This is a genomic window from Pseudarthrobacter sp. 10T415 (assembly GCF_056394175.1).
Map to the genome: position 1 here is coordinate 1 of NZ_JBFTHJ010000025.1, position 26,248 is coordinate 26,248.

General features: G+C 68.0%; 23 protein-coding genes and 1 pseudogene. 10 read left to right on the forward strand and 14 right to left on the reverse strand.

Features of this window, described 5'->3' with window-relative positions; genetic code table 11:
• The 3 genes from AC1DBN_RS20060 to AC1DBN_RS20070 form a co-directional block, all read right to left on the reverse strand.
• Positions 1-1,331: aspartate ammonia-lyase (locus AC1DBN_RS20060; protein ID WP_477724047.1), on the reverse strand; the 1,331-nt coding region annotated here is incomplete at its 3' end.
• Positions 1,332-1,371: 40 nt separating this feature from the next.
• Positions 1,372-2,418 carry an asparaginase gene (locus AC1DBN_RS20065; RefSeq protein WP_477724048.1) on the reverse strand — a complete coding sequence of 349 codons (1,047 nt, stop codon included), beginning with the start codon at positions 2,416-2,418 and terminating at the stop codon, positions 1,372-1,374.
• 24 nt (positions 2,419-2,442) lie between these two features.
• Complete coding sequence (locus AC1DBN_RS20070) at positions 2,443-3,147, reverse strand: FadR/GntR family transcriptional regulator (protein ID WP_314216541.1); 705 nt, start codon at positions 3,145-3,147, stop codon at positions 2,443-2,445.
• Positions 3,148-3,313: 166 nt separating this feature from the next.
• Here AC1DBN_RS20070 and AC1DBN_RS20075 point away from each other — a divergent pair, with 166 nt between their 5' ends.
• Together AC1DBN_RS20075 and AC1DBN_RS20080 are read left to right on the forward strand one after the other, a co-directional pair.
• A complete protein-coding gene (locus AC1DBN_RS20075) occupies positions 3,314-3,577 on the forward strand; it encodes a helix-turn-helix transcriptional regulator (protein ID WP_314216539.1) in 264 nt (87 codons plus the stop codon).
• Positions 3,574-4,830, forward strand: a complete 1,257-nt coding sequence (locus AC1DBN_RS20080) for a type II toxin-antitoxin system HipA family toxin (protein WP_477724049.1) — start codon at positions 3,574-3,576, stop codon at positions 4,828-4,830. Before AC1DBN_RS20075 ends, AC1DBN_RS20080 begins: the two co-directional genes overlap by 4 nt.
• Before the next feature lie 43 nt (positions 4,831-4,873).
• Here AC1DBN_RS20080 and AC1DBN_RS20085 read toward each other — a convergent pair whose 3' ends face one another.
• A complete protein-coding gene (locus AC1DBN_RS20085) occupies positions 4,874-5,491 on the reverse strand; it encodes a uracil-DNA glycosylase family protein (protein WP_091716657.1) in 618 nt (205 codons plus the stop codon).
• A gap of 145 nt (positions 5,492-5,636) precedes the next feature.
• Here AC1DBN_RS20085 and AC1DBN_RS20090 point away from each other — a divergent pair, with 145 nt between their 5' ends.
• Positions 5,637-6,149 carry a hypothetical protein gene (locus AC1DBN_RS20090; protein ID WP_314216537.1) on the forward strand — a complete coding sequence of 171 codons (513 nt, stop codon included), beginning with the start codon at positions 5,637-5,639 and terminating at the stop codon, positions 6,147-6,149.
• Positions 6,150-6,177: 28 nt separating this feature from the next.
• On the opposite strand, the gene AC1DBN_RS20095 is transcribed toward AC1DBN_RS20090, so the two are convergent.
• The 6 genes from AC1DBN_RS20095 to AC1DBN_RS20120 form a co-directional block, all read right to left on the reverse strand.
• Positions 6,178-7,704, reverse strand: a complete 1,527-nt coding sequence (locus AC1DBN_RS20095) for an amidohydrolase (protein ID WP_477724050.1) — start codon at positions 7,702-7,704, stop codon at positions 6,178-6,180.
• A gap of 55 nt (positions 7,705-7,759) precedes the next feature.
• Positions 7,760-8,143, reverse strand: a complete 384-nt coding sequence (locus AC1DBN_RS20100) for an RNA-binding S4 domain-containing protein (protein WP_056078390.1) — start codon at positions 8,141-8,143, stop codon at positions 7,760-7,762.
• 40 nt (positions 8,144-8,183) lie between these two features.
• Positions 8,184-9,302, reverse strand: coding sequence for a sulfite oxidase (locus tag AC1DBN_RS20105; RefSeq protein WP_314216534.1), 1,119 nt, complete (start codon positions 9,300-9,302; stop codon positions 8,184-8,186).
• 101 nt (positions 9,303-9,403) lie between these two features.
• The gene (locus AC1DBN_RS20110) at positions 9,404-10,258 is read right to left on the reverse strand and encodes an SDR family oxidoreductase (protein ID WP_477724051.1); all 855 of its coding nucleotides are present in this window, start codon (positions 10,256-10,258) and stop codon (positions 9,404-9,406) included.
• Between the two features lie 4 nt (positions 10,259-10,262).
• Complete coding sequence (locus tag AC1DBN_RS20115; RefSeq protein ID WP_015938893.1) at positions 10,263-11,267, reverse strand: aldo/keto reductase family protein; 1,005 nt, start codon at positions 11,265-11,267, stop codon at positions 10,263-10,265.
• A gap of 27 nt (positions 11,268-11,294) precedes the next feature.
• Positions 11,295-12,041 carry a hypothetical protein gene (locus AC1DBN_RS20120; protein ID WP_091716647.1) on the reverse strand — a complete coding sequence of 249 codons (747 nt, stop codon included), beginning with the start codon at positions 12,039-12,041 and terminating at the stop codon, positions 11,295-11,297.
• A 164-nt stretch (positions 12,042-12,205) separates the two neighbouring features.
• Between AC1DBN_RS20120 and AC1DBN_RS20125 the strand changes: the two genes are divergently transcribed.
• Positions 12,206-12,604, forward strand: coding sequence for a YchJ family protein (locus AC1DBN_RS20125; protein ID WP_477724052.1), 399 nt, complete (start codon positions 12,206-12,208; stop codon positions 12,602-12,604).
• Here AC1DBN_RS20125 and AC1DBN_RS20130 read toward each other — a convergent pair whose 3' ends face one another.
• The 3 genes from AC1DBN_RS20130 to AC1DBN_RS20140 all read right to left on the reverse strand — a co-directional run bounded on the left by AC1DBN_RS20130 (position 12,605) and on the right by AC1DBN_RS20140 (position 15,954).
• The gene (locus AC1DBN_RS20130) at positions 12,605-13,525 is read right to left on the reverse strand and encodes a TIGR04086 family membrane protein (RefSeq protein ID WP_091716644.1); all 921 of its coding nucleotides are present in this window, start codon (positions 13,523-13,525) and stop codon (positions 12,605-12,607) included.
• Between the two features lie 64 nt (positions 13,526-13,589).
• Positions 13,590-15,590 carry an acyl-CoA dehydrogenase family protein gene (locus AC1DBN_RS20135; RefSeq protein ID WP_477724053.1) on the reverse strand — a complete coding sequence of 667 codons (2,001 nt, stop codon included), beginning with the start codon at positions 15,588-15,590 and terminating at the stop codon, positions 13,590-13,592.
• A 61-nt stretch (positions 15,591-15,651) separates the two neighbouring features.
• Entirely contained in the window at positions 15,652-15,954 is a 303-nt protein-coding gene (locus AC1DBN_RS20140; RefSeq protein ID WP_477724054.1) for a hypothetical protein, read from the reverse strand.
• A gap of 264 nt (positions 15,955-16,218) precedes the next feature.
• Here AC1DBN_RS20140 and AC1DBN_RS20145 point away from each other — a divergent pair, with 264 nt between their 5' ends.
• From AC1DBN_RS20145 to AC1DBN_RS20160, 4 genes and pseudogenes are all read left to right on the forward strand, one after another.
• A complete protein-coding gene (locus AC1DBN_RS20145; RefSeq protein WP_091716638.1) occupies positions 16,219-17,676 on the forward strand; it encodes a DUF3375 family protein in 1,458 nt (485 codons plus the stop codon).
• Positions 17,669-18,511 (forward strand): annotated as a pseudogene (locus tag AC1DBN_RS20150) (DUF4194 domain-containing protein); the annotation flags it as partial. The gene AC1DBN_RS20145 and the pseudogene AC1DBN_RS20150, both read left to right, overlap by 8 nt.
• Positions 18,512-18,687: 176 nt before the next feature.
• Entirely contained in the window at positions 18,688-22,149 is a 3,462-nt protein-coding gene (locus tag AC1DBN_RS20155; RefSeq protein ID WP_477724055.1) for an ATP-binding protein, read from the forward strand.
• A 237-nt stretch (positions 22,150-22,386) separates the two neighbouring features.
• Positions 22,387-23,085, forward strand: a complete 699-nt coding sequence (locus AC1DBN_RS20160) for a hypothetical protein (protein ID WP_314216521.1) — start codon at positions 22,387-22,389, stop codon at positions 23,083-23,085.
• A 63-nt stretch (positions 23,086-23,148) separates the two neighbouring features.
• On the opposite strand, the gene AC1DBN_RS20165 is transcribed toward AC1DBN_RS20160, so the two are convergent.
• Positions 23,149-23,643: an FBP domain-containing protein gene (locus AC1DBN_RS20165; protein ID WP_091716632.1), complete on the reverse strand. Its 495-nt coding sequence runs from the start codon at positions 23,641-23,643 to the stop codon at positions 23,149-23,151.
• Between the two features lie 367 nt (positions 23,644-24,010).
• Here AC1DBN_RS20165 and AC1DBN_RS20170 point away from each other — a divergent pair, with 367 nt between their 5' ends.
• Together AC1DBN_RS20170 and AC1DBN_RS20175 are read left to right on the forward strand one after the other, a co-directional pair.
• Positions 24,011-25,096 (forward strand): iron-siderophore ABC transporter substrate-binding protein, encoded by a 1,086-nt coding sequence (locus AC1DBN_RS20170; protein WP_091716628.1) that lies wholly within the window; start codon positions 24,011-24,013, stop codon positions 25,094-25,096.
• Between the two features lie 10 nt (positions 25,097-25,106).
• Complete coding sequence (locus AC1DBN_RS20175) at positions 25,107-26,198, forward strand: FecCD family ABC transporter permease (protein ID WP_477724056.1); 1,092 nt, start codon at positions 25,107-25,109, stop codon at positions 26,196-26,198.
• Positions 26,199-26,248 lie beyond the last annotated feature (50 nt).

Here is a 26,248-nt window from a genome sequence, read left to right on the forward strand (position 1 = left end):
TCGGCCACGCCCTTGCCGGTGGCGAGGGCTTCCTGCGCGATGGCGGTGGCGGTGGCGTAGCCCAGGTGGGGGTTCAGGGCGGTGACCAGGCCGATGGATTGCTCCACCGTGAGCCGCAGGTGTTCGGTGTTGGCGGTGATTCCCCGGATGCAGCGGGCCGTGAGGGTGCGGCAGGCTGCTTCGAGGTGGGAGATGCTCTTGTGGAGGCTGTGGACAATGACGGGTTCGAACGCGTTSAGCTGAAGCTGCCCGGCTTCGGCGGCCATGGTGATGGTGACGTCGTTGCCGATCACTTCGTAGGCCACCTGGGAGACCACTTCCGGGATCACCGGGTTGATCTTGCCGGGCATGATGGAGGAGCCGGACTGGACGGCCGGGAGGTTGATTTCGCCCAGGCCGGCGCGCGGGCCGGAGGAGAGCAGGCGGAGGTCGTTGCAGATCTTGGAGAGCTTGACGGCCACCCGCTTGAGCACGCCGGAGAGGTGCACGAACGCGCCCACGTCCTGGGTCGCTTCGATGAGGTCGACGGCGGTGACCAGCGGCAGGCCGGTGACCTCGGCCAGGTGCCGGCAGGCGGCGTCGGCGTAACCGGCCGGGGCGTTCAGGCCGGTCCCGATGGCGGTGGCACCGAGGTTGATTTCGTGGATCAGGAGTTCGGCTTCGGCCAACCGCAGCCGGTCCTCGCCGATGGTCACGGCGTAGGTGCCGAATTCCTGGCCCAGGGTCATGGGGACGGCGTCCTGGAGCTGGGTGCGGCCCATCTTCACCACGGTGCGGAACTCCTGGGCCTTGGCGGCACAGGCCTCTTCCAGTTCGGCCAGGGCGTCCAGGAGTTCCCGGGCGGCGAAAATGGTGCCGAGCTTCACCGCGGTGGGGTAGACGTCATTGGTGGACTGGCTGAGGTTGACGTGGTCGTTGGGGTGCAGCCGTGCGTAGTCGCCCTTGGGGTGGCCAAGGATTTCCAGGGCACGGTTGGCGATGACCTCGTTGGCGTTCATGTTCGACGACGTTCCCGCGCCGCCCTGGATGACGTCCACCACGAATTGCTCGGCAAGCTTGCCGTCCAGGATGTCCTGGCAGGCCTGCTCGATGGCTGCGGTGCGTTCGGCATCCAGCAGGCCCAGGTCCCGGTTGGTGCGGGCGGCCGCGAGCTTGACCGCTGCCAGGCCGCGGACCAGATGCATGTTGGTGGAGAGCGGCTGCCCGGTAATGGGGAAGTTCTCCACAGCGCGCAGGGTATGCACGCCCCAGTATGCCTCCGCGGGAACATCGCGGTCACCCAGCAGGTCGTGTTCGGACCGGAGTTTTTCGGCGGTTGGTGTGGTGGTCATGGGGGTCCTTACGGGCGTCGTTGTCTGGTTCGGACAGAAGTTAGTTGAGGAAGTCGGTGGCCTGCAGCCGGCCCACTTCGTGGCCGCCGCCCAGCACGGGTGCGGTGGCGATGGGTGCCAGGGGTGCGGTATCAAGTCCCAGCGCGTCGAGGAGCCGGACGGTGGCGGGCATCCTGGCGCGGTCGCCGCCGTCTGAAATCTTGACGGCTGCTGCACTGCCGTCGGCCAGGCCCACCAGCTGGACGCCTTCGAAGCCGTCCTTGGCCACGGCGCCCGGCACGAGGCGCATGAGCTCGGTGACGTCGCGTCCCTCGCCCGCCACCATGTGGGGGTGCTGCTGCATGGCGAGCCCGACGGCGGCTTCCGCGCTTCGGGAAGCCGGCCCGCCGTCGTCGGGGGTTCCCTCTGCCTTGCCGGCGGCGCGCCCGATGATGCCGAAGGCGCGGGCCATGCCGCGGAGGGTGAGGGCGAACAGCGGGGTTCCGCAGCCGTCGGTGCTGATGGCGGCGGGTTCTTCGCCGGTCAGTTCGGTGACGGTGGCGGCAACGAGCTGCTGGAGCGGGTGGGACGGCTCGAGGTAGCCCCGGACCGGCCAGCCGTTGATGGCGCAGGTGGCGGCCATCGCGGCGTGCTTGCCCGAGCAGTTTTGGGTGAGCTGGGTGGTTTCGCCGCCGTTCCGCAGCCATTCCTCACGTTCGGCCGTGCCGTAGGGGAGGTCCGTGCTGTTTTCGAGGTCGGCGGCGCTGAGGCCGTGCAGTTCCAGGATGCGGAGGGCGCCGTCGCGGTGGCGGCTGTCGCCGGAGTGGCTGGCGGCGGCCAGCGCCAGGAGGTCTGCGGGGAGGTCCAGCCCGGCCCGGACCATGGCCACGGCCTGGAGCGGCTTAAGCGAGGAGCGCGGGTAGAAGGGGGCTTCCGGATCGCCGGCGGTTGCGGCGGTGGAACCGTCCGTGCGCAGGGCGAGGGCCGATCCGTAGTGGACGCTTTCCACGAGGCCGCTGCGGACGGCCGCCACCAGGGGAGCGTGCTGCGGCAGGGCCAGGTGGTCCGGGGCAGGGGTGCGGGCAGCGGAAAACGCGGGGGAGGGCATGGTGTCCTTGGGGTTGCTGGCGGGTTATTTGCTGAGGATGGAGTCGAGGGCGTGGCCCACGGCTTCCAGATGGCTGGCCATGGCGGTCCGCGCGTCCTCGGCGGACCCGGCCTCGATGGCGGCGAGGATGAGCTGGTGTTCGATGTCCGAGGCGTGCTGGCGGTCAGCCACCATGTTCAGGGTCTCCGACTGGTGGGCCAGGGCGTCGCGGATATCGGCCACGACGCTTTCGAAGACCTTGTTGCCGCTGGCGCGGGCAATGGCGGCGTGGAAGGTGGAGTCCAGGGCCACCCAGGATTCGGGGTCGGTTTCGGTGGCCATGGCGGCCATGATCTGGCGGAGGGTATCCAGCTCGTCCTCGGTGCGCCGCTCGGCGGCCAGTCCGGCGGCGGGGATTTCGATGTGCGGGCGGGCCTCGGTCAGGTCGCGGGCGGAGTACTGCCCCAGCGTCAGGTCGTTGGCTACCTTGTTGGCCACCACGAACGTGCCCTTGCCGGTCTTAGTGACCGTCAGGCCCAGTGCAGTGCAGGAGCGGAGCGCTTCCCGGATGACGGAGCGGCTCACGCCGTACTGCTGGGCGAGGGTGGCTTCGGAGCTGAGTTTGCTGCCCACGGGAACCAGGCCGGATTCGATGTCCACGCGGATCGCGTTGAATACCGCTTCGGCGGCGCTGAGCCGCGCGAGGGGGAACGCAGGCTGTCCTGCTGTCCGGCTGTCTGACAGGTTCACGCTTAAAATATGGCATCGGTCACATGGGGGTGTCAAGCCCCACTTTGCAGCCGCCTTGGAATACCGGCACGAACGTGCCGTTCATGCTCTGCAACCCCCTATCGCAACCACTCCAGCGCTGCTACATTGGCCTTAACCGGCACGATCGTGCCTTAGGAGGTTGCGCATGACGTCAGCGATTGACCTGGTTGCCACGGAAGTCCGCGCCCGGCGCACATCATTGCGGCTCACCCAGCGGGACCTCGCCGACATGGCGGGCGTATCGGAGCGGTTCGTCAGGTTCGTGGAGCGGGGAAAGCCAAGCGTGCAGCTGGATTCCCTGCTTGCGGTCCTCGACACGCTGGGCCTCGAACTGCGGATCGCTGACAGGGCCAGCCAGGCGGAGCGTTCCCTAAGCGGCCAGGGCCGTTCCGGGAGTGAAGCGCCATGAGGCACCGCGTCGCAGACGTCTACAAGGCAGGGGTTTTGGCCGCGCGGCTGGAGCGGTACGACGGCGGAACGAAGTTCAGCTATCTCCCTGCCTACCTGGCCGGCGGAGGACCCGCCGTCGCATCCTCCCTTCCCCTCACCGGCGAACCGGTCGTGTCCGCCGCAGGTGCCTCACCGCCCTACTTCACCGGCCTGCTGCCGGAGGGCCGGCGCCTGAATGCGCTGCGCCGGTCCATCAAAACCAGTGCCGACGACGACCTGTCCCTGTTGATCGCGGCCGGCGGGAACCCTGTGGGCGACGTCCAGATCATCGGCCACGGCGAACCGCTGGATCCGGACGAGCATGCGGTGGAACTGGACCCGCGCCAGCCGGTCGACTTCGACCAACTCCTCGGCGACCCGGACCTGATTGATCCCGTGGCGCTTGCCGGCGTGCAGGACAAGTTATCCGCCGGGATGATCTCGCTGCCCGTGGCCGCCAAAGGGAAGCGGTTCATCCTCAAGCTCAACGCCCCCGAGTTCCCGCACGTGGTGGAGAACGAGTTCGCCATGTTCCGTTACGCGGCCAAGCTGCGGATTCCGCTGAGCCGGGTGGGGCTGATCCGTGACGTGGCCGGGCGGCCGGGACTGCTGGTGGAGCGCTTCGACCGCGTGCCGCCGTTGGAGGCAGCGGCCGGCGCCGGCTCCGACGAGGTCCTGCGGCTCTCCGTCGAGGACGGGGCCCAGGTACTCGGGCTGTACCCGGCGGACAAGTACAACGTGGGCTACGGGCAGGTGTGCCGGGCACTGGCTGAGCACTGCGCCGCGCCGCTGCCGGCACTCCGCAACCTTGCCCTCCAAGGAGCTTTCGCCTGGCTGACCGGTAATGGCGACCTGCACGCGAAGAACGTGTCCATGGTGCAGGATCCCCGGGCCGGCTGGGTGGTCGCGCCCGTCTACGACATCCCCTCCACGGTTGTCTACGGCGACAAGACCCTCGCGCTGGCCATCGACGGCAAGCGGACGGGTATTTCCCGCCGCCACTTCCTGGGCTGGACCGCGGGCCTCGGGCTTCCGGAGCGCGCCGCATCCAAGGTCATCGACCTGGCGTTACGGGCGGCGGGGCCGCTGCTTGCCGACCTTGAGGCAGGGACAGCATTCGCCGGCACCGCACCGGCCGGGAAGAACGACGGCGGCAGGTCGCCGTTCCCGGACATGGTCACCAGGGCGTGGGTCAAGGAGCTGAAGCACCGCCGCCGCCTGTTCGAAAGCTAGGGCGCAACGCCTCCGGGCCGGTGTGCTGCCCGCCCGGGCCGGTTCACAGGTGCTGGATGCCCGCCCGCTGCATGGCGTCCTTGTAGATCTCCACGTTCTTGGTGAGGATCTCTTCCTGCTTTGTATCCGAAACGGCGAAGGCACGCCCGCCAAGCGCGGTGGCCTTGTAGATCTTGATGCCGCTGTTCTTCAGCGCCGAGTGGTAGGTCTTCTCGTAGAGCGTCAGGAAGGCGGAGGCGTCCGTTCCGTGGGCGATGATGGCCGAGACGCGGGAGTTGATCTTGAGGAACTGGCGGAACGGGCGGAGGCCGTCCGTCTTCTCCTGGATACTCAGCGCCGAGGGGCTGCCGCTTTCCCGCACCCAGGGGTATGCGTTCCAGGGCATGACGTAGCGGGGATCCAGCTCGGCCAGTTCGTAGATCTGGGTTGCGCGGCGGGCCGCCTCATCGTCGTTGTTGTGGGACACGAATCCGGATTCGGTGCCCTTCCCCGGGCTCACCTGGAGGCTGACGATCCGGCATTCATCCTCATCGTGCACCGGGTCGATGTACGGGACGGTGGAGCCGGGCTTCTTCTCCATGAGTTCGTCGCAAAGCTGGGTTACCTTCGCGATGTTCGGTTCCTGTAGCAGGGCTTTCTTTTCGTCCCAATCAATCGTCACGATCTCTCCCTCAGCAGCACGGCGTCCAGAAACAGGCGTCTGATGCCACTCTACGCTTCTCCGCAGAGGGGTGGGCAGGGGAAAAACACGGACCGGTTCCGGCCGCCGGGCTGGCCGCCGCCGGCGATGCTGTTCAATAAGGAGCGTGCAGTTCACCAGGAAAGGCCTGAAAGCCGAGGGTTTCGCAGGCTTTAGACCCATCGACGATCTCGACATCACGCGCATCCCACAGGGCACCGGGCTGTTCGTCGTTATTGCGCCGGCCGGGTTTCTGCCCCGCTTCCTGAAAAGGAGCACCGCCGGCGTCTTCAAGAAAAGACAACCGTCCCTCCCCGATCCGGCGCTCCGGGCCGCGTGGGTGGAGTCGGCATCAGTCCTCTACCTCGGCAAGGCCGGCCCCGGCAGCAAGGGCAACCGGGGACTGAGGCGACAGATCCAGGAGTTTGTTGATTTCGGTCGAGGGAAGCCGCCAGGCCACTGGGACGGAAGGCTCATTTGGCAGTTGGCCGATGCGACCGACTTGGTTGTGGCCTGGAAAGAGCTGCCGGCTGAGCACCTGAACCAGGCGGAGGCCGATTACCACACAGGCTTTGTGGCGGAGTTCGGGAAGCTGCCGTTCGCGAATCTTGTCCAAGCACGCGGCAGCGCCCCCGCCTGACCGAAAAAGGCTGCCGGGCAGGCACGGTTCAGCCGGCCTGCAAAGCCGCCCATCCGGCGTCGTACGTGAACTGCCCGCCCACCAGCGTTGCCGCGACGGGCATGGCAGCCAGCCCGGAGTCCGGAACCGCCAAGGGATCGGCGCCAAGAAGCACGAGGTCGGCCGGGCTGCCCACCCGGACCGTGCCGCGGCCCCGGGTGGAGGCTGCCAGGGCCTGTTCGCGGGTGATGGCTTCCTGCGGCTGCCACGGATCGCGGCCGTCGAAGGAAGACCGGGTGGTGGCGGCCGACACCGCTGCCCAGGGATCGAGCGGGGCCACCGGGGCATCCGATCCCAGCGCCAGGGCGGCACCTGCGTCCAGCAGCGACCGCAGTGGAAAGGCCCGGTCTGTCCGCCCGCTCCAGTTGGCGTCGGCGGCGTCCCGGTCATCGAGAGCATGCACCGGCTGCACGCTGGCCACCACGCCCAGGGCGGCGAAACGGGCAAAGTCCTCCCGCCGGACAAACTGGGCATGCTCGATCCGGCCGCCGATGCCGGCATGCCCGAACGCGTCCAGGGCCACCCGGTTGGCGGCATCACCGATGGCGTGGACTGCCGGCACGAACCCGGTATCCCGCGCCCGCCGCAGCAGGGCACGCAGCTCGTCCACGGGAACGGTCAGCAGGCCGTGCCCGCCAAAAGGGTACGGGTCCACGCAGTACGCGGTCCGGGTGTTCAGGGACCCGTCAATGAGGACTTTCAGCGGGCCTGTGCGGAGCAAACCGTTGCCACCGGGTACCTCCCTGCCCGTCCGCAGGCCCTCGGCCGCAGCCCGTTCGAGGTCCGCCGGGTACACGCCGGCCTCCACACGCAGGCTGTCGAAACCGGCGGTCATCCGCCGCAGCCACGGATCGCGGTTCCACGTCATTTCAAAATCCACCACACCCACCACGCCCCTGGCGGCGGCCTCCCTTGCGGCCTGGCTGACCCAGCCGTCCACCACGGCATCGGGCAGCCGGCCCAGCTCGCGGGTCAGGAGGAAGGCAGGTTCCTCACGGAGCAGCCCCGAGCCGTCCACCCGGAGCTCGTAGCGGCGGGCGGCAGCCGTGTTCACCCACACGCAGTGCAGGTCGTGGCTGATGAGCGCGGCCGGCCGTTCCCCGGCGGCGGCATCGAGCATGGCCAACGTGGGCGTATCCGGCCACAGGGCATCACGGAAGCCCACACCCACAGCGGTGACCGGGTGGCCTGGTCCGGTCCCGTTCGCACCAGCGGGATCCGCGGCAATGAAGCGTCCGACGGCGGCTGCCGCCTCCCGCGCGGACGTGGCCGGGGCGAGGTCAAGGCGGTTCGCGTGCAGGGCCCACTGGGTGAAATGGACGTGTTCGTCCCACAGCCCCGGGATGATGAACCGTCCGGCGCAGTCGACGGTCCTGAGGGGCCGGGCCTTGTGCGCCAGCGTCCCCGCCGGGCTGATCCCAGCCACCACCCCGCCGCGGAGGTGCACATCGAGGAGTGCCTTCGAACCGGGGCGGCGTACGGAGGCCAGGACGAGTTCCGCGGCAGCCGGCGTCACTGGGTTGCTGTCACTGCGCTGAAGCCACGGTGATCCGCTCGCTGCCCGCGGCACGTCATGCGGAACCGCGGAGGCGGTCCATCTCCCGGCGGTCCTTCTTCGTGGGCCGGCCGGTGCCCCGGTCCCGCTGCGGAATGCCCAGGGCAGGGGCCACGGGCCGTGGTGGGGTGTGGTCGGTGAAACAGTGCGACGCCACTTCCGCGCCGACGCGTTTGACGATCAGGCGGCGGACCTCGAGGATCCGTTCGTAGCCGGGCATCCGGACCGTCACCGTATCGCCAGTGACGAGGGTGGCCGATGCCTTGGCCGGCGTGCCGTTGAGGCGGACGTGGCCGGCGCGGCAGGCTGCGGTGGCGGCCGAACGCGTCTTGTAGGCGCGGATGGCCCACAGCCACGCGTCAATGCGGGCGCTGGCGGGGGAGGAGGGAAGGCTCGTCATGGTTGGCACCGAGTATAGCCCCGGCGCCCGGGCCCCAGCCCTAAGCGACCGTTACCCGGACCTGCTGCACCATGTTGTTGGCCATGCCCTGGTAGTTCCAGTTCTGCTCCAGGGGCTGGGTGGCGCCGGTGGCATCGGTGGCGCGGCAGGACAGCACGTGTTCGCCGGGCTCGGCCACCCACGGCAGGGTCCACTTCCGCCACGCGAATCCGCCAAGCGGCTTCTCGAGCTGCGCCGGCAGCCAGGCCCCGTCAATGCCGATTTCCACGCCGGTCACAGCACCTTCACCGGACCACGCCCTGCCCTGCAGCAGGACAGGGCCGGCGGCCATGGTCCGGTTCCGGGTGAGGAAGTCCGGAATGCCCGGCGGAACCATCAGCGAACGTACCCTGATCCGCGAAACCGGCGTGCCGGCGTCGTCCGCGGAATCCTGGTAGCGGTAGGCGACGTGCTGCTGGAACCCCATAAAGGGGGCGGTGACCACTTCGATGGATTCCAGCCACTTCACGCTCGTCATGCCGTACCAGCCGGGGACCACCAGGCGCAGGGGGTAGCCGTGCTGGGGCGGGAGCTCGTGGCCGTTCATGGTGTAGGCAAGCACGACGTCGGCCCGCATGGCCTCGCGGATCGGCAGGCTGCGCGCGTACCGCTGCCGGACGCCGCCCTGGATCCCGGCGTCGGCACCGGTGAAGACGACTTCCCGGGCGCTGGGCAGGACGCCCGCCTTGCCCAGCAGGTAGGCGAGCGGGACACCCGTCCAGTACGCCGTCCCCACGGCTTCAAGGACCCAGGGCTGGCTGATGGGCCGGGGACTGAGCAGGGAACGGCCGTTGCCGGCGCACTCCAGCGTCACGGGGACGGTGATGGCAGGGTCCTTGTGCAGGGCCGCCATGCTCAGTTCCAGGGACCGTTCCACCGCCCCGCCGATCAGCAGGTGCCAGGATGTTGCATCGATGTCCGGAATGTCGAAGTGGGTGAGGACATAGTGCAGGCCCGGTGGAGTGACGTCACGGCGCATCGCCTCCAGCGGCATGGAGTGGTTGCGGGCCGAGAGCTGCAGTTCCTCCGCGGTCAGCGGACCGGTGGTGGGACCCGCGGGCGCCGTGCCTTCCGGAGTTTCCCCCTGGACGGACTGCAGGTTGTGTTGGGTCTGCGTCATGGCGCTGCGATTCTGTGGGGCGGATGGCGGGGCGATGGTTCCTTGCCTCTGGTCTACGCCCGCCCCGCGCGCCCGTCAACGCCCTAAAGACGCAAGAAAAGCTACAGCACGGGCCGGGTCAGGAACTCCGCGAGGCTGATGGGGTCCTGGCCCGTCAGCCCATGCACGTCGAGTGAAATGCCCGCCATCTCGCCTGCCGCCATGGCGGTGTAGGTGCTGACCCAGGCATCCACCTGCCACTTTGGTGCGTTATAGGGTGCCCGCGACGCGTAGGCTTCCTCCAGCGTCTCCGCCTGATAGGTGACGTCCCTGCCGGTACCTTCGCTGATGATTTCCGCAGCCCGGGCCATGGAGAGCTCTTCGGGGCCGGTGAGCTGGTAGGTCTTGCCCTTGTGGATGGCGGGGTCCCTCAGCACCGCAACTGCACTGCGCGCAATGTCCTCCCGGGCCACCCCGGAAAACACGCCGTCACCGGCCGGTCCCTTGATGACCCCCTGGTCATCGGTCATCAGGGGCAGGAAGTCCAGGTAGAAGTTGTCCCGCAGGAACGTGTAATCCATCCCGGAGGCCCGGATCCGTTCTTCGGTGGCGTAATGGTCCCGGGCCAGCGTGAACGTGGCATCCGGGGCCGCCCCGTAAAAGGACGTGTACACCACGTGCTGCACCCCGGCGCCGGCCGCGGCATCCACGAACGCAAAGTGCTGCTGCAACCTGTCCTCCGCTTCGGCGGCGGACACCATGAACAGCACCCGGACCCCCTCAAGGGCAGTCCGGGCGGCCTCCGCGTCCCCGTAGCTGCACACGGCGGTGGCGGCCTGCTCCAGCTCAGGCGCGCGGGACGGGTCCCGCACCAGCAGGCGCTGGGCGGAGCCGGCGCCTGCCAGTTCCCTGGCCACCATGCCGCCCAGCCCGCCGGTAGAGCCGGTGACCGCAAGGTCCGGCAGGTCCGCCGCCATTCGCCTAGGCTTCCCGCGTGGCGGGCGACTTGGTCTGCGCGGGGTCGCGTTCGGCGAGGGCACCGATGGCGTCGTCGATCTTCTTCAGTACGTCCGGCTCCAGCTTCACTCCTGCAGCAGCCACGCTGTCGGCGATCTGCTCCGGCCGGGAGGCGCCCACGATGGCGGAAGCCACGTTGGGGTTCTGCAGCACCCAGGCCACAGCCAGCTGCGGCATGGACAGGCCTGCCTCCTCCGCGACTGGCTTGAGGTCCTGCACACCCTGCAGGACGTCGTCGCGCATCCACCGCGAGATCATCTTGGCGCCGCCCTTTTCGTCGGTGGCGCGGCTGCCTTCGGGTGCGGGCTGGCCGGGCAGGTACTTGCCGCTCAGGACGCCCTGCGCCATGGGTGACCAGACGATCTGGGACACGCCCAGTTCCTCCGACGCCGGTACCACCTCGGCTTCGATGACGCGCCAGAGCATGGAGTACTGCGGCTGGTTGGAGATCAGCTGGAAGCCCAGTTCCCGGGACAGCTTGTGCCCCTCCCGGAGCTGGTCCGCGGTCCACTCGCTGACGCCAATGTAGAGGGCCTTGCCCTGGCGGACGATGTCCGCGAACGCCTGCATGGTCTCCTCGAGCGGCGTTTCGAAGTCGTACCGGTGGGCCTGGTAGAGGTCGATGTAGTCCGTCTGCAGCCGACGGAGCGAGCCGTTGACGGAATCCATGATGTGTTTGCGGGACAGGCCAAGATCGTTCTTGCCCTTGGGGCCGGTGGGGCCGAAGACCTTCGTGAAGATCTCCAGCGATTCGCGGCGCTCTCCCTTCAGGGCCTCGCCCAGGACCGTCTCCGCCGCGGTGTTGGCATAGACGTCGGCAGTGTCGAAGGTGCTGATGCCGGCATCGAGGGCGGCGCGCACGCACTGCGAGGCGACGTCATTCTCCACCTGGGAGCCGTGCGTCAACCAGTTGCCGAATGTGATTTCCGAGACTTTGAAACCGCTGTTTCCGAGGTATCTGAATTCCATGGGCTTCACGCTAGCGGAGATGGTTGCTCAGGGTAAGGGCCGTCCGCCGTTCCGTGCAGCGTCGGATTCCGTCCGCTTCTGCTCCTGGCCGTGCTTGAGTACCTGCTGGGCGGAAAGGGACACCAGCGATCCGGTGTCCAGCGGCGGCAGCACCTGCGGAGCCTGTGGCTTCGTGAAGGAATGCGGGACTTCGCGGACGGGCCGGTGGTTGTGCAGTGCTGATTCCACGAGCGGTGCCACGGACTCCACCTTCTCCGCGGGAACGGCTGGATCCGGGAGGTCCCGCACGGAGAGCTTGATTTCGGGGTTCGCGGCGCGCTCCCGGGCCGAAGCGCGGGCGTCGGCTTCGGCCACCGCGGAGGCCCAGTCCTCGGCCAGGACGGGTTGCTCGCGGCGGGTTCCGGATTTACGGGCGACGGCGGTGCCCAGGGCCGATTTCGCCAAGCCGGACTTCGCGAAAGCGGACTTTATGCGCGCCGGCTTGAGTGCCGCAGGCAAGCCGCGCGGCGCTGGCGCGGATCCTGCCGGAGCGCCCTTGCCGGACCCGGACCCGGGCTCGCCAAGGCGGGTGCCGTACAGCTGGACCAGGGGCATCCCATCCTTCCGTTTGCCCTTGCCGAACAGCCGCATCATGACGACGGCGGCCAGCCGGCCCACACCCGCGAGGAGCAGGGTGATGACGCCCAGGAGGAAGAGGATGAAGAAGATCAGGAAGGCGACGCCCACCGTGCCCAAAAAGGTTAGGTTGAGGACGAGCGTGTCCGGATTTTCCACGTGTCATCTCTCCTCTCTGCCTTCAGCTGGGCCCGCGGCGGCGCCCCCACGCACGGCAGCAGCTTCGTATCCACCTTACGGATTTTTGCGCCGCATTGCCCCCGGCGCGGCGGCCGTCCGCGGGGTTGTAGCAAAGCCGTTACCGGATATGACAGCATCCCGGTATGACAAAAATCGGAGCACAGGACCGTTGCCCGTGCCTGTCCGGGGATCAGTACGCCTCCTGCTGCGGCCGGTTCCATTCGGGCGGGGCCGAAGCAGCCACCGCGGAGCAGCTGATGCGCTCCCGGTACACGGCTTTCGTGCTCCTGGACCGGGACTACCTGCTCAGGACGTGGCACCCGGACACGGCCCCGGGGAACCTGCAGCTGGACCCGGAAGTGCAGTGGCGGCGGCTGGACATCGCCGCCACCAGCGGTGGTGGGCCTTTCGACACCGCGGGGACGGTGGAGTTCAAGGCCCACTACCGGCACACCGGAGAGCGGGGCGTGCTGCACGAGGCAAGCAGGTTCGTCCGTTCGGACGGCCGGTGGTTTTACGTGGATGGGGACATCCTGGACTGACTACTCGTCGTAGTCGTTGTCCGGTGTGAATCCTGCCCGGTCAACCTTCCGGTGGAAGTGCATCCCGGCCAGCCCGCCCAGTACGGCGCCCACCAGCGCAACCACGGCCACCACCACGGCGGCGATGATGCTGGTGGTGGTGAGCTCACCCTCGTTGATGGGGATCCGCGGGAAGCTGTTGAGGTTGGCCAGCACGTTGAACTGCTGTCCGGCCACCAGGCCCAGCACGGCGATGACGATGGCGGCGATCAACGCCCAGACCCACACCATGAGGCCCTGCTTGGCGCCGTTGAAGCGTGCCATCCGGCCGGCCACGTAGCCGCCGGAGTAATAGGAAACGAACAGGATCACCAGCAGCACAATGATGCCCACCAGGCCCACGGTTCCGCTGTTCTGGGCGGCCTGGTTCACAGCCTCGTTGACATCCGTGTTGTTGGCCAGCCCCACGGCGGTGCCGGCTGCGGCCACCAGGGCGGTGAGCAGGACGGCCATGCCGGTTGCGGTCAACCAGCCAAAGAAGGCGGAACCCACCTTGATGCCGCCGAACTGCTCCTTCTCCCGGGCGATCGCGGTTTCGCGGTCGGTCAGGTTAGGGTTCACGGCCGCGGCCGGGACAGCTGCGGTCCGCGTCGCCCCCGCGGATCCGCTGCGGTCCGCATAATCCCGCTGGGCGTCGGCCCGTTCGGCGTAGACCTCCTGGGGGTAGTCACGTTCGGCGGATGCGGCCGGCGCCTCGGAGTACGAACGCGTGGCATCGCCGGCGGACGTCCGGTCGATGGGACGCGTTGCATTGTCAGCCGGGGTCCGGTCGATGGAGCGGGTTGCCTGGCTGTCCGCGTCACCGGCACGGCCGTTTTCACTGCGCCCGTCCTGCCGCGCTCGCCGGGGAGGGAGGTTCTCTGGGTCCGTTGAGCTGCTCATGGATCCACTCAACCACCGCCCCACCCCGATAGCAAGGATGCTTACGATTCCGTGACCTGCGGTTCTACCGGTATCTGCGGTGCAGATCCTCCTTCGCCGAGGGCCCGTGGGAGGCGTCGGCAATCCACGGCCCGGTGCCCTCGGACTGGTCCAGGACCCCTTCCTCCAGCCAGGCGTAATCCCCGGCGAGGACCTTGCGCGTGAGGCGGTGGTCGCCGTCGTCCGTATTCCGCCAGAGCTGGTCGAAGTATTCGTCCACGCGCACCCGCGCCTGCTCGCAGTAGGCTTCGGCGAGTTCGTAGGCGCTCGCCGCCCGCCCGGGATCTGTGCGCAGCAGCATCTCCGCACGCGAGCAGCACGCGGTCATGGCGAACAGTTCGGCACCGATGTCCACCACGCGGCCCAGGAAGGCCTGTTTGCGCTCGAGCTTCGCCTGCCACCTGCCCATGGCATAGAAGGTCTGGCGGGCCAGGCGCCGGGAGGAGCGTTCCACGAACCGCAGCTGCCGGGCCAGCCGGCCGAACTCGCTGTAGGAGCGCGGGTCCATCCCCGCGCCGGCCACCAGCTTGGGCAGCCATTTGGCGTAGAAGCCGGAGGCGCCGACGGCGGCCCGTGCTTTGTCGGACAGGCTCGCATCCATTGAGGCCAGGTCCCCCGCGGCAGCCAGGTGCGCGTCAACGGCTTCACGCGCGATCAGCAGGCGCATGATCTCCGAGGACCCTTCGAAGATCCTGTTGATCCGCAGGTCCCGCAGCTGCTGTTCGGCGGGCACTGCGCGCTCCCCGCGTGCGGCCAGGGACTCTGCGGTCTCGAACCCGCGCCCGCCACGGATCTGGACCAGCTCGTCAGCGATCCGGCAGCTGATTTCCGTGGCCCACAGCTTGGCCAGGGCGGCCTCGATCCGCACGTCCTTCTGGCCCGCGTCCGCAAGCTCGGCGGCGAGCTCGAACACGGCATCCAGTGCGAAGGCGGAGGCCGCGATGAAGGCGATCTTCTTTCCCACCGCTTCGTGCTCGCCCACGGGCCGGCCCCACTGGGTGCGGGCGTTGGACCATTCGCGGGCGATCTTCAGGCTCCAGCGCCCGGACGCGACGCACAGCGCAGGCAGGGCCAGCCTCCCGGTGTTAAGGGTGGTCAGGGCAATCTTCAGGCCCTGCCCCTCGCGGCCCAGCCGGTTGGCCGCGGGCACCCGGACCTGGTGAAAGCGGGTGACGCCGTTTTCGATCCCGCGCAGGCCCATGAAGGCGTTCCGGTTCTCCACCGTGATCCCAGGGGAGTCCATCTCCACGACGAACGCGCTGATCCCGCCCTTATGCGGGGTGCCATCGGCGTCCGTGTGCGTCGGGACCACAGCCATCACCACCACCAGTTCCGCGATCACCCCGTTGGTGGTCCACAGCTTCACGCCGTCCAAAAGGTAGGCCTCGCCGTCGTCCGTGGGTGTGGCGGTGCTGCCCAGCCTGGCGGGGTCGCTGCCCACATCCGGTTCGGTGAGGAGGAACGCGGTGATGGCGCCGGCCGCGCAGCGCGGCAGGTACTCCTTTTTCTGTTCCGGGGAGCCGAACACCTTGACCGGCTCGGGCACGCCAATGGACTGGTGCGCCGAAAGGAGCGCGCCGAGGCTCGGGTGGACGCTGCCCAGCAGCGCAAGGGCACGGCCGTAGTACACCAGCGAGAGGCCCAGCCCGCCGTATTCCTCGGGGATCTTCATGCCGAAGACGCCGAGGTCCGCCAAGCCGCGGATGTACTCGTCCGGAATCTGTGAAGCACGCTCAATCACCCGGCCGTCCATGGTGCGGGCATACGCGGTGAGCCGGGCCATGAACGCTTCGCCGCGCTCAACGTCCGCAGGATCGGGCGTGGGCCACGGGTGCACCAGGCTGAGGTCGAAGGTGCCGAGGTAGAGGCCCTTGGCAAAGCTGGGCCGGTCCCATCCGGTCTCCCGGGCGGCCTCGGCCACGGCGCGGGCTTCATCAGCAGTGACGCCGGCACCGATCTTGCCGGCGGGGACGGGCGTTTCTTCAGCCGGTGCGTCAGTGGACGGGCTGTGCGTGGCGGAGGTCATGGGTTATCTCCTAGGCCGGAATGGCCGGTGAAGCCATGGATCCGCCGGGTTGGAGAACCCTTCAGCTGTCCCTCAATATTACCCGCGGGTAAGTTCCGGTGCTAGGGGAAGGCTGGGCCGGAAAGTCCGCAGCCACGTCCACGCTTTTCGCCTGGTGCACCAGCCGGTCCCAGCCGGCGTTGATGCCGTGGACCACCGCCAGGAGCGTGCTGGACACCAGCACCCAGGCGAGCTTTCCCGTACCCAGCAGCAGGAGCGCAACCAGCCCCGATGCCAGAACGAAGGCGGCCAACAGGCCGCCAAAAGCCAGGGTCCCGATAAAGACCAACGTGGATGTGTCCAGAGCGCTCAAATCAAACTGCATGTGTCCCCCTGCGGCGTTGCTGTGGTGAAAATCTGCTGTGGCCAAGCGGCGAAGGCCGGTAGCAGAAAGCGTAGGGTGGGCGCCACGCGGCCAGCCAGAGCGGGACGCCGGGAAACAGCTGTTGATACGGGATCGATACCCTACCGCCAGGTAGGTCACGGAGCGGTTGCGGCGGTGCCCCCGAACGCGCTGCGTTAACCTTGTAGTTGGCCGTTTTCCGGTCCGCCCCCGCCGCCCGCCCCGCCAACAGTCCAAGGAGAGTGTGTGCCCCGCTCCGCCAGGTCATCCGCTGACGCCATCAGCGCCCGGCTCCGGGACCTCGAACTCCTCACCAAGGGACCCGCGTGGGCCCTCACCCGCTCGGCGCCGTGGGTCATCGCGGTGCTGCAGGCGTCCTTCACCCGCACCCGGCCGCAGCTTCCGCTCGAGGAATTCCATGCCGACGTCGACTCCTTCCTTGAGGAGCTCCGCCGGCAGGACCCCGGGCTGGGCGGCGGTGCCAACGGAAAGTCGTTCGGCGACGAGTGGACGCGCCGGCAGTTCCTGACCCGCCGGAACCAGTCCGGCCAGATCGTCTACGAAGTCACCGAACCCGCCGCCCGTGTGCTCGCGTTCCTGGACAGCCTCTCCAGCGAACGGTCCACCCTCAACGGGTCCCGGCTGGGCACGCTGCTCGGCGATGTCGAAAAGCTCGCGAATGAGACCAACCCGGACCAGAGCGCCCGGCTTGAGGCCCTCGAAGAGGAAATCGGCGAGCGGCAGCAGCTGATCGAGGACATCAGCAGCGGCGAGTTCGACGGCCTGCTCGATGACGACCAGGCCGTGGAGGCCGCGGGTAACATCCTGGACCTGGCCGCCAGCCTGCCCGCCGACTACAAGAAGATGCGCGACCGGATCGAGGAACTGGTGGGCGGCCTCCGCAACCAGATCATCGAGGAGTCACTGACCAAGGGCGCCACCATGGCGCAGGTGCTGGAAGCGGACAAGCGGCTCCGCCAGAGCCCGGAGGGCAGGACGTTCCGGTCCTTCACTGCGTTCCTGGAGGATCCACAGCAGCAGCTTCGCTTCCGCTCGGCCATCGGCGAGGTCCTCGGCCGGCAGTTCGCGGACGACCTCTCGCCGGAGGACCGCGAGACACTGAAGAACCTGGTGGCCGAACTCCGCCAGCAGCACAGCCAGATCCAGCGCATCTACGGCAAGCTCAGCGAAAGCCTCAACACGTACGTCCAGAGCGACGACTTCCGCCAGTCGGTCCGGCTGCGGCAGGTCCTGCGCGAAGCCGAGCACGCCATCCGGTCCCTGCCGTACGAGCGCGACCGGCCAGGCCTGGTACCCGGACCGGTCCTTTACAACGCGGGTTTCGAGGCGCTGTCCATGGTGAAGCTGTTCGACCCCGACGAATTCGCCGCACCGCCCAAACTGGCCGATCCCATCGCATTCAGCGACTCGGACCGCGTGCGCTCGCCGAGGACCGGCAAGGCCAAACCGGCGGTGGTCCGCGCCGCCATGGCAGGCGCCAGGACCCTGGGTGACGCCTGGGAGCAGCTGCCGCCGGAAGAGCAGCACATCAACTCCATCCGCGCCCTGCTGTCGGAGGCCCTGCACGCCGGGGCCGACTTCAACCGCAGCGATTTCGAGGGCCTGGACTTCGAACAGATAGACGGCTCCATTCGCAGGGCCTACCTCCCGGTGGTCACGCTCGCAAAGGATTCACATGACTGAAGAGATGACGGAACCGCCCGCCGAGCACCTTCCCGCCCCAGCGGTTGAGCCGGCTGAAACCCGTGATCCGGTGGTTGAGCCTGCCGAAACCGCAGACGCCCCGATGCCGGCCAGCCACATCACCGGCGCAGTCACGCCGCGCGACACGTTCGTGGACGGAGCCGCGCTGTTCCCCGGCGACACCGGCGTGCTGAACATGAAGGTCCGGCAGGCGCTGGTGAAGCTCCTCAAGGGCCCGTACATTGACGGCGGCCGGGACGAAAAGCTGTGGACGGTCCTCCTGGACAACCAGGTGATCCTGCGCAGCCGGCTTTCGGAACTGTTCCTTAGCATGCAGCTGGACCATGAACGGAAAATTGCCGTCCTGCGCCCGGTGGACCCGGACGTGATCGGTGGCAGCGCCCGGTCCAGCATCCTGCGGCAGCAGCGGGCCCTCAGCCGGGTGGAAACCATCGTGCTGCTCCGGCTCCGGCTCCTGCTGGACCGGCACGTCACCGCGCAGACTGACCCCACCATCACCCGCGAGGAAATCACGGACCTCGTGGCGCACTACCAGCCGTCCGGCCAGCAGGACGCCCTCCGCGACTCGGACGTGGTTACCCGTGCCATCACCAAGCTCCTGGCCCGCCAGCTCCTGCTGCCCACGGGACTTGACGACGTTTACACCATCTCCAACGCCCTCCCGCTGGCCCTCCCGTTCGAAAACATCGGCGACATCCCGGCCCACATCGAAGCCCTGGTGGCCGCGTCAACGGACCAGTCCGGAACGGAACCGCTCCTGGACTTGGACGACACAGGTGACGATGACAACGACGACGACGGCGCTGCCGCCCAGGGAGTGGCATCTAAGGGAACGGGTGAGGGACCCGCTGCGAGCTTGCGAGCAGTGGGAAATCCGGACCCGCTGTCGGAGCCGGACGCATCGTCCGAAGGACGAATGCCGTCCGGCGAAGGGGCGGGGGCGGCAGCGCCGTCGTCGTACCCTGCCGGCACCAAGAAGGAGGCCGCCAAGTGACCATTCCGAGCATGCTCCCGCTGGGGGAAGAGACGAACCCCGGCCAGATGCGGCTGGCGCTGGTCCAGGTGGTCAACTGGGGCACGTTCCACGGCGCGCACACCATGCGCGTGGACCGGAACGGAACCCTGCTGACCGGTAACTCCGGCGTGGGAAAGTCCACCCTCTTCGACGCCATGCTGCGCGTTTTCGATGCCAGGCCGCGGTCCAACGAGGCCGCCGCCCAGCGGTCCGGCGGTGCTGTGGAGGACAAGCGCACCACGTTCACCTACATGCGCGGCAAGGTGGGCGACAAGGCCGTGGGGGAGGGCTCGGCGAGTGCCTTCCAGCGCCCCGGTGCCACCTGGTCCGCCGTCGGGCTGACGTTCGACAACGCTGCGGGCACCCGGGTGACCGTCTCGGCCCTGTTCGACCTGCCAAAGAACGGCACGGAATCGAGCGTGGGCCGGTTCTACCTGATCGACAATGTCCCCCTGGACCTCGATGCGATCGAGGGCGTCGCGGACAAGCGGTTCACCAAGGGCGCGCTGGAAACGATCTTCCCGCACGCCCAGGTGTTCGACGTCCACAAGGCCTTCGCCGAGCGGTTCCGGCGCCTGCTGGGCATCAGCTCGGACCAGGCGCTTCCGCTGCTGCGGGTCATCCAGGCGGGCAAAGGCCTGGGCGGCAGCGTCAACACGTTCTTCCGCGACCAGGTGCTGGACGCCCCCGCAACACTGACGGCGGCTGACGACGTGGTGGAAGAGTTCAGCAACCTCATGTCCATCCGCCAGCGCCTCGAAGACGTCCGGCAGCAGCGCGACCAGCTGGCGCCGGTTCCGGGGCTGAACCGCGAATACGCCCAGTCGCTCCTGGACGCCAACCGGCTCCGGGAGCTGGCCGGCGGCGAATTCGAGTCGTACAGGCAGCGGCTCGCTGTCACCGTCCAGCAGAAGATCCTGGCCCGGTTCAAGGAACTGGCGCAGGCCAAAGCCAAGGAACTCGGCGCCGAGCGCTCGGTCCGCGATGGCCTGGCCAAGGACCTGCGGCAGCTGGAAACCGACTACAACAGCCAGGGCGGCAACGCGATTTCCGCCATTGAGCAGTCGCTGGAGAACGCCAGGGTGGGCCTGCGTCTCCGCCGCCAGGTGGAACAGGCCGCACAGCAGGCACTGTCCGACGCCGGGCTGCAGCTTGAGTGGACGGCCTCCGGCTGGGAGCAGGCACACGAGCAGGCCGCCGCCCGTTCCGCGGAGCTGAAGGACGATTCGACGGCTCTGCAGGAGCTGAGGTTCGAGGCGTTCGACGCCCACGCCAGCCGCAAGCGCGAACTGGCCGCGGCCGAGCAGGAACTCGTGTCGCTGAAGACGCGCAAATCCCTGCTGCCGCCGTCGAGCATTGAAAACCGTGCCGCCATCGCCGCGGCCACCGGCATCCCGGAGGACAGGATGCCGTTCGCCGGTGAGCTGATGGACCTGGCCGAAGGGGAGGAGCGGTGGCGCCCTGCGGCCGAGCGCGCGCTCCGCAACCTGGCCACCACGCTGCTGGTCCCGGGTGAACATTTTGGTGCCGTCACCCGCTACCTCAATGACCACAACGTTCGGGGTGCGCTGCGGGCCGTGGACGTCTCCAAGCCCCTCGCCGGCGGTGCGCTGGCAGTGGAGGACGCGCGCGACGGCGACCTGCTCACTAAGCTGGACATCCTCGCCAGTGGTGCGGCTGCCGAAGCGGGGGAGTGGGTGCGGGAACGCATCGCCCTCGACTTTGCCTACCCCTGCGTGGAGGACCCGGACCAGCTCGCCGCGCTGGACAGGGGCCTGAGCCTGGGCGGCGTGGTCAAGCGGAACCGCCACACCGTGGAGAAGGACGACCGGTTCACCAGCCGCCAGGACTACGTGCTGGGGTTCGACAACGCCGCAAAGCTGGAGCTCGTGGCCGGCCAGGTGGAGGACCTCCGGCAGGAAGTGGCCAAGGCAGCCGAGCTGGCGCAGAGCCGGGAGGATTCCCACCAGGGCATGAGCCGGCAGCTCGAAGCGCTCCGCCGGATCGCTGAGGACGACAGGCCCTGGGAACAGGTCTCGGCAGCCGTCGCAGCCGAGGAACTGGCGGGCATCGAGCAGCGGCTCAAGGATGCCCTTGCCGCCCAGGCGGACCTGGAGCCGCTGCGCGCCACCATCGAGGAGGTCCGGCAGAAGCACCAGTCCAGCACCGAGTCCGCGGCCGTGCTGCAGAGCGAGTACAAGGCCCTCGACAGGCAACTGACGGCTGCCGATTCGCTGCTGGAAGCCGCGCGCCACCGCCTGGCCGAGGCGCCGCCGTCGGACGCCACCGTGACGGCGCTGGAACCGTACTTCGCCGACTTTGGCGACGTGACGGAGATGCACGAGCTGGACAACCTGGCCAACAGGGTGCGGACCGCACTCCAGGGTGAGCTGCACGCCGCCGAATCGCGGGGACAGGCCACCGCGGAGCGGCTCACGCGTATTTTCGAGGGGTTCGTGCGGGAATGGGGCAGCGCCATCTCCGCCGACCACGGCACCAGCATTGGCGCGGCCAGCGAATTCGAAGCCCGCTACCACGCGATCGTCAGCGATGGCCTGCCGGCGCAGGAAGCCGAATTCCGGCAGTTCTTCAACCAGCGCACCCATGAGTCCTTCAGCACCCTGCTGCACCTCCTGGACGAGGAACGCCGCTCCATCACCAGCAGGATCCTGCCGCTGAACGGCATCCTGTCGCAAGTGAACTTCCATGAGGGCAGCTTCCTGGAACTGGACATCAAGCAGACCCTGCCGCCCACCGCCAAGCAGTTCAAGGACGCCATCCAGAACGCGCTGAAGGCCCGGCATGCGCGGTCCGCCAAGACGGAGCCGGGTGCTGAACGGGACGACGACGCCGAGCTCACGGCACGCTACAAGTCCCTGGAAACGCTGGTGAAGCGCCTGGGCTCGCAGGCTCCGGAAGACCGGCGCTGGCGGGCCGAGGTGCTCGACGTCCGCGGGCACCTGTTCATCCAGTGCAAGGAGCACCGCGAGGTCACCGCCCCCTCGGCCAAGGGAAAGAAGGCCGGCAAGAAGACCGAGGTGTTCATGCACGCGGACACCGGCTCCATGTCCGGCGGTGAGCGGCAGCGGTTCACGGCGTTCATCATGGCCGCCGCCCTCAGCTACCAGCTGGGCATCGCCGAACAGGGCTTCACCACGTACGGCACGGTGATGATGGATGAAGCCTTCGTGCTTGCCTCGGAGGAGTTCGCCGGCGCCGGGATCAAGGCGCTGCACGAGTTCGGGTTCCAGCTGCTGCTGGCCGCGCCCGAGAACGTGATCGACCTGTCCCGGCACCTGGGCTCCGTGACCGAGATCCTCCGGGACCGGCGCACCAACCGTTCCGGCGTACTGACCGCGCCGGTGATCCGCCCCCGCGAGGGCGAGGAGGGGGCCTGGCGGTCCGAGGCGAATCCGGTGGACATCGTGCTGCGCTGACGGTCCGCCGCGGCGAACCTGAGACAGGGATAACAAACTGATGGATTTATCCGTCAGGTTCTGGTGTGCCGCGATTTGGTTGTGCCACCCTTGGGAGCAAAACACCACCACGCCATCCCGATCCCCATAGGCGCTGCGGAACGCTGGGTCCCGCAGTTGCCTCCGAAGAAACTCACGGCGCCATCGTGAAAGGCAGCCACTATGCACCCAGCCCGCCGCCTAACCAGACCCCTCGCAATGGCCACTGCGGCCGCCTTCTTCCTGGCAGGCTGTACCTCCGGCGGGCCGGCAGAATCCGGCGGCGGGGGCACCTCACCGGCCGTCACAGTTCCCCCTTCAACGGGGACACCGGAGCCGGCAGCTCCGTCCGCGACGCCGGGCCAGCCCGCCCCGCAGGCACCGTCCCCGTCTGCATCCAGTACGGATCCTGCTGCCGCCGGGCTGGCGACCTTCACCTTCCCGGACGGCAGGCTCTCCTTCACGCGCCCGGCGGACTGGAAGACCGAGGTCTTCGAGGCCTCGGCGTCACCTTATGTGGGAACGGCCACCATCTACGACGCCAGTGACAAGCAGCTGGTCAGCATCTATTACGGGCAAATCGCCGATGGCGTCTCCGGGCCTGTGACCAGGACGGTATTTGAATCCGTGCCGGTACCCGGGCTGCAGGGCCGGTCCACACCGGAGGCACATGCCTCGTTCTACGTGGACTGGGATGACGACGATGCCACCTACCACCTGCAGCTGACGGCAGGCGCACCGGCAACGGGCCCCCGGGACGCGGTCAAGGGAATCATCCTCCTGGGCGATCGCGTGCTGACGGCTGAAGTGCTGTTCGATGACCAGCAATTCCCCGACGACAAGTCCGCCCGGGCATGGTTCGCCGGCAGCCAGGGGCAGGCGCTGAAGGCCATTCTGGCCAGCTTCACCTTCCGCTGAACGGACCTGGGAAGGCCCTCCCATGATTCATGAAGGGCCTTCCCAGGTGTGGCGTCCGGGCAGCTACGTGGACTGCACCCTGCCCAGGAACTGCGCGGTGCGGTCCTCGAGGCCCTGGACCTGGCGGACCACGACGGCGGCCGGGTCCGGGTTGATCTCGTTGGCCGGGGGCTCCTTGCGGACATTGCCGGAGCACAGGAAATCTGCGCAGATCAGGGTGCCCACGGTGTTGCCGTTGCGGCCGGACGGGCCGGCCCGGCGGGCCACCCAGAGCAGCACGTCCTCCTTGGAGAACACGTCGCGGCACAGCTCGCACAAGACTGAGCGGTTCTTCCGGGCCCCACCTTCGGGCGCCCGGAGCAGGACTCCGGTGAGCCCCTTGGGGCCGGGAACCACGAGGTAACCGCGAAGCGGCATCTTGGGGTCCCGCCAGCCGAGGAAGTCCAGGCTGTCCCAGTCCAGGCTGTCGAAGTGCTGGGGCAGGTTGAGTTTGGCGGCCTCGGAACGGCTGGCGTTGACGAAGGATGAGCGGATTTGCTGGGGCGTGACTGATTGCATGGCTGAACTTTCGTGAGAAGGGGCCCGGCAGCGGGCAGAAGCCCGGGAGGCGGGCTCGATAAAAAGGGGAGTCAGCAGTTGTCCGCGAAGCAGGCCAAAACGGCCACCCCGCATTCCGCGGCAGCGGCGGGGCGGAAAGCCTCCGGCGTGCGCATTGCTCCTCGATGTCCCGATCTCTTGAGAGTTTGTCCGGCCGTTCCGTAGCGGACCCGGTCCATGCCATCCTGCCAAACCCTGGAAATCCTGTCCAAGACCACGGCGGCTGTGTCCTTCGTCACCTTGGGGAATAAGCTACGAAAAGCTTTCGTAATTGCGCTAAGCATAGGCTAGCCTTACTTAAGTTCGCATCGCTCACTTAAGGAATTTCATGGCTTCCTCCCTGTTCACGGGCCCCAGCACCACCCGCCGCACGCTGCTTAGGTCAGCCGGCGCGTCCGCCATTCTGGCCGCAGCTGTGACGCTCTCCGCCTGCTCCACCGGCCCGGCAACGTCTACTTCCGATGCCAGCGCCTCCACTTCCAGCAGTGCCCAGTTCCCGGTCACCATCGACCATGTGTTCGGCAAGACCACCATCGAGAAGCAGCCCACGCGGGTTGCCACGGTCTCCTGGGTCAATGACGACGTCGCCATTGCACTGGGTGTTGTCCCCGTAGGTGTTCCCAAGAACGAATGGGGCGGCAACGACAAGGGCTCCACCCCGTGGAAGGACGCCGCGCTTGAAGAACTCGGCGCCGGCTTCGGCACCGACAAGGCTCCGGTCCAGTACTCGGAGGCGGACGGCATCAACTTCACCGAGATCGCCAAGCTCACCCCGGATGTCATCCTGGCCGCCTATTCCGGCCTGACCGAAGAGGATTACAAGAAGCTCAGCGAAATCGCCCCGGTGGTGGCGCACCCCGAGCTGGCTTACGGAACGTCCTGGCAGGACGCCACCACCATCGTGGGCAAGGCGCTGGGCAAGGACGCCGAAGCCGCCAAGCTGGTCTCCGACACCGAAGCCACCGTCAAGGAAGAGGCGGCGAAGTACCCGCAGATCAAGGACAAGACCTTCATCTACGGCTACGCCCTGCCGTCCGACCGAACCCAGACCGGCATCTACACGGCCAACGACAACCGGCCCAAGTTCCTGTCCTCCATCGGCATGAAGCTCGCCCCCGTTGCGGAGCAGGCATCGGCCGGCTCGAAGGAATTCTTCGTGCCGTGGTCCGCGGAGAAGGTGAACGAGCTTGATTCGGACATCTTCCTCAGCTCGGTGGAAGACGCCAGCGAAGCCGATGCGATCAAGAAGGACCCCCTGCTGGGACAGATCCCTGCCGTCAAGAGCGGTGCGTTCGTGGCAGACGCCAACAAGAGCCTGGTCCTCGCCATCTCCGCTTCCTCACCGCTGAGCCTCCCCTGGGCGCTGGACACGTTCCTGCCCGAGCTGGCCACCGCAGCGGATGCCGTGAAGTAGCACCGGTTCAGTGACGCAGAGTTCGACGACGGCGGACCGCCAGGCCGCAGGCTCCGGCACTTTGGTACCGGGGGCGGCAGCCCGTGCCCCGGGGAGCGCCCGCGCGTTCCCCGGCAAGCGCGCCGCCTGGCTGCTGGCCGCCGTCGTCGTACTCGCCGTCCTGGCAGGTGCATCCCTCGCCGTCGGGGCAAGGGGCCTGCCGCTGGGCACCGTCTGGGACGCGCTCACGCAGTTCGATCCCGCCAATGGTGACCACGCAGTGGTCCACGCCCGTATTCCCCGCACCATCCTTGGCCTGCTGGCCGGCGGCGCGTTGGGCCTGGCCGGCGCCGCCATGCAGGGCGTGGCGCGCAACCCCCTTGCCGATCCCGGAATCATGGGCGTCAACGCGGGCGCGGCCCTGGCCGTGGTGACCGGCATCTATGTCTTTGGTGTCGGCTCGCTGTCCGGCTACATCTGGTTCGCGTTCATCGGCGCCGCCGTGGCCGCCGTCGTGGTCTATTTCATCGCGTCCCTCGGCCGGGACGGAGCCACCCCGGTCAAGCTTGCCCTGGCGGGTGCCGCGCTCAACGCCGGCCTGTACTCGCTCATGAGCGTCATTCTGGTCTCGAGCCAGGACACCCTGGACATGTTCCGGTTCTGGCAGGTGGGCGGCATTGCCGGCCGTGACTGGTCCGTGGTGCTGGCGGGGCTGCCCTTCCTGGCCGCGGGGGCTGTCATTGTGCTGTTGACCGGCCGGATCCTCAACAGCCTGGCCCTGGGTGATGACATTGCCCGCGGCCTGGGCCAGCGCGTGGGCCTCACCCGGGGCATCACGGCCCTGGGCATCGTGCTGCTGTGCGGATCCGCAACGGCGATGGCTGGCCCCATCGCTTTCGTTGGCCTGGTTATCCCGCACGCTGTCCGCTTCCTGACCGGCCCGGATTACCGCTGGATCCTGCCGTTCTCCCTGGTCCTGGCGCCCGTGCTGCTGCTCGGTGCGGACATTGTGGGACGCGTGGTGCTGCTTCCCGGCGAGGTGCCGGCCGGCATCATGACCGCGCTGATCGGCGCCCCCGTGTTCGTGTGGCTGGTCCGCCGCGGGAAGGGAGCCGGACTGTGACCCCGAAAACGGCAACCCCCGCAACCCCTGTTGCGCCATCAGATAAGGCT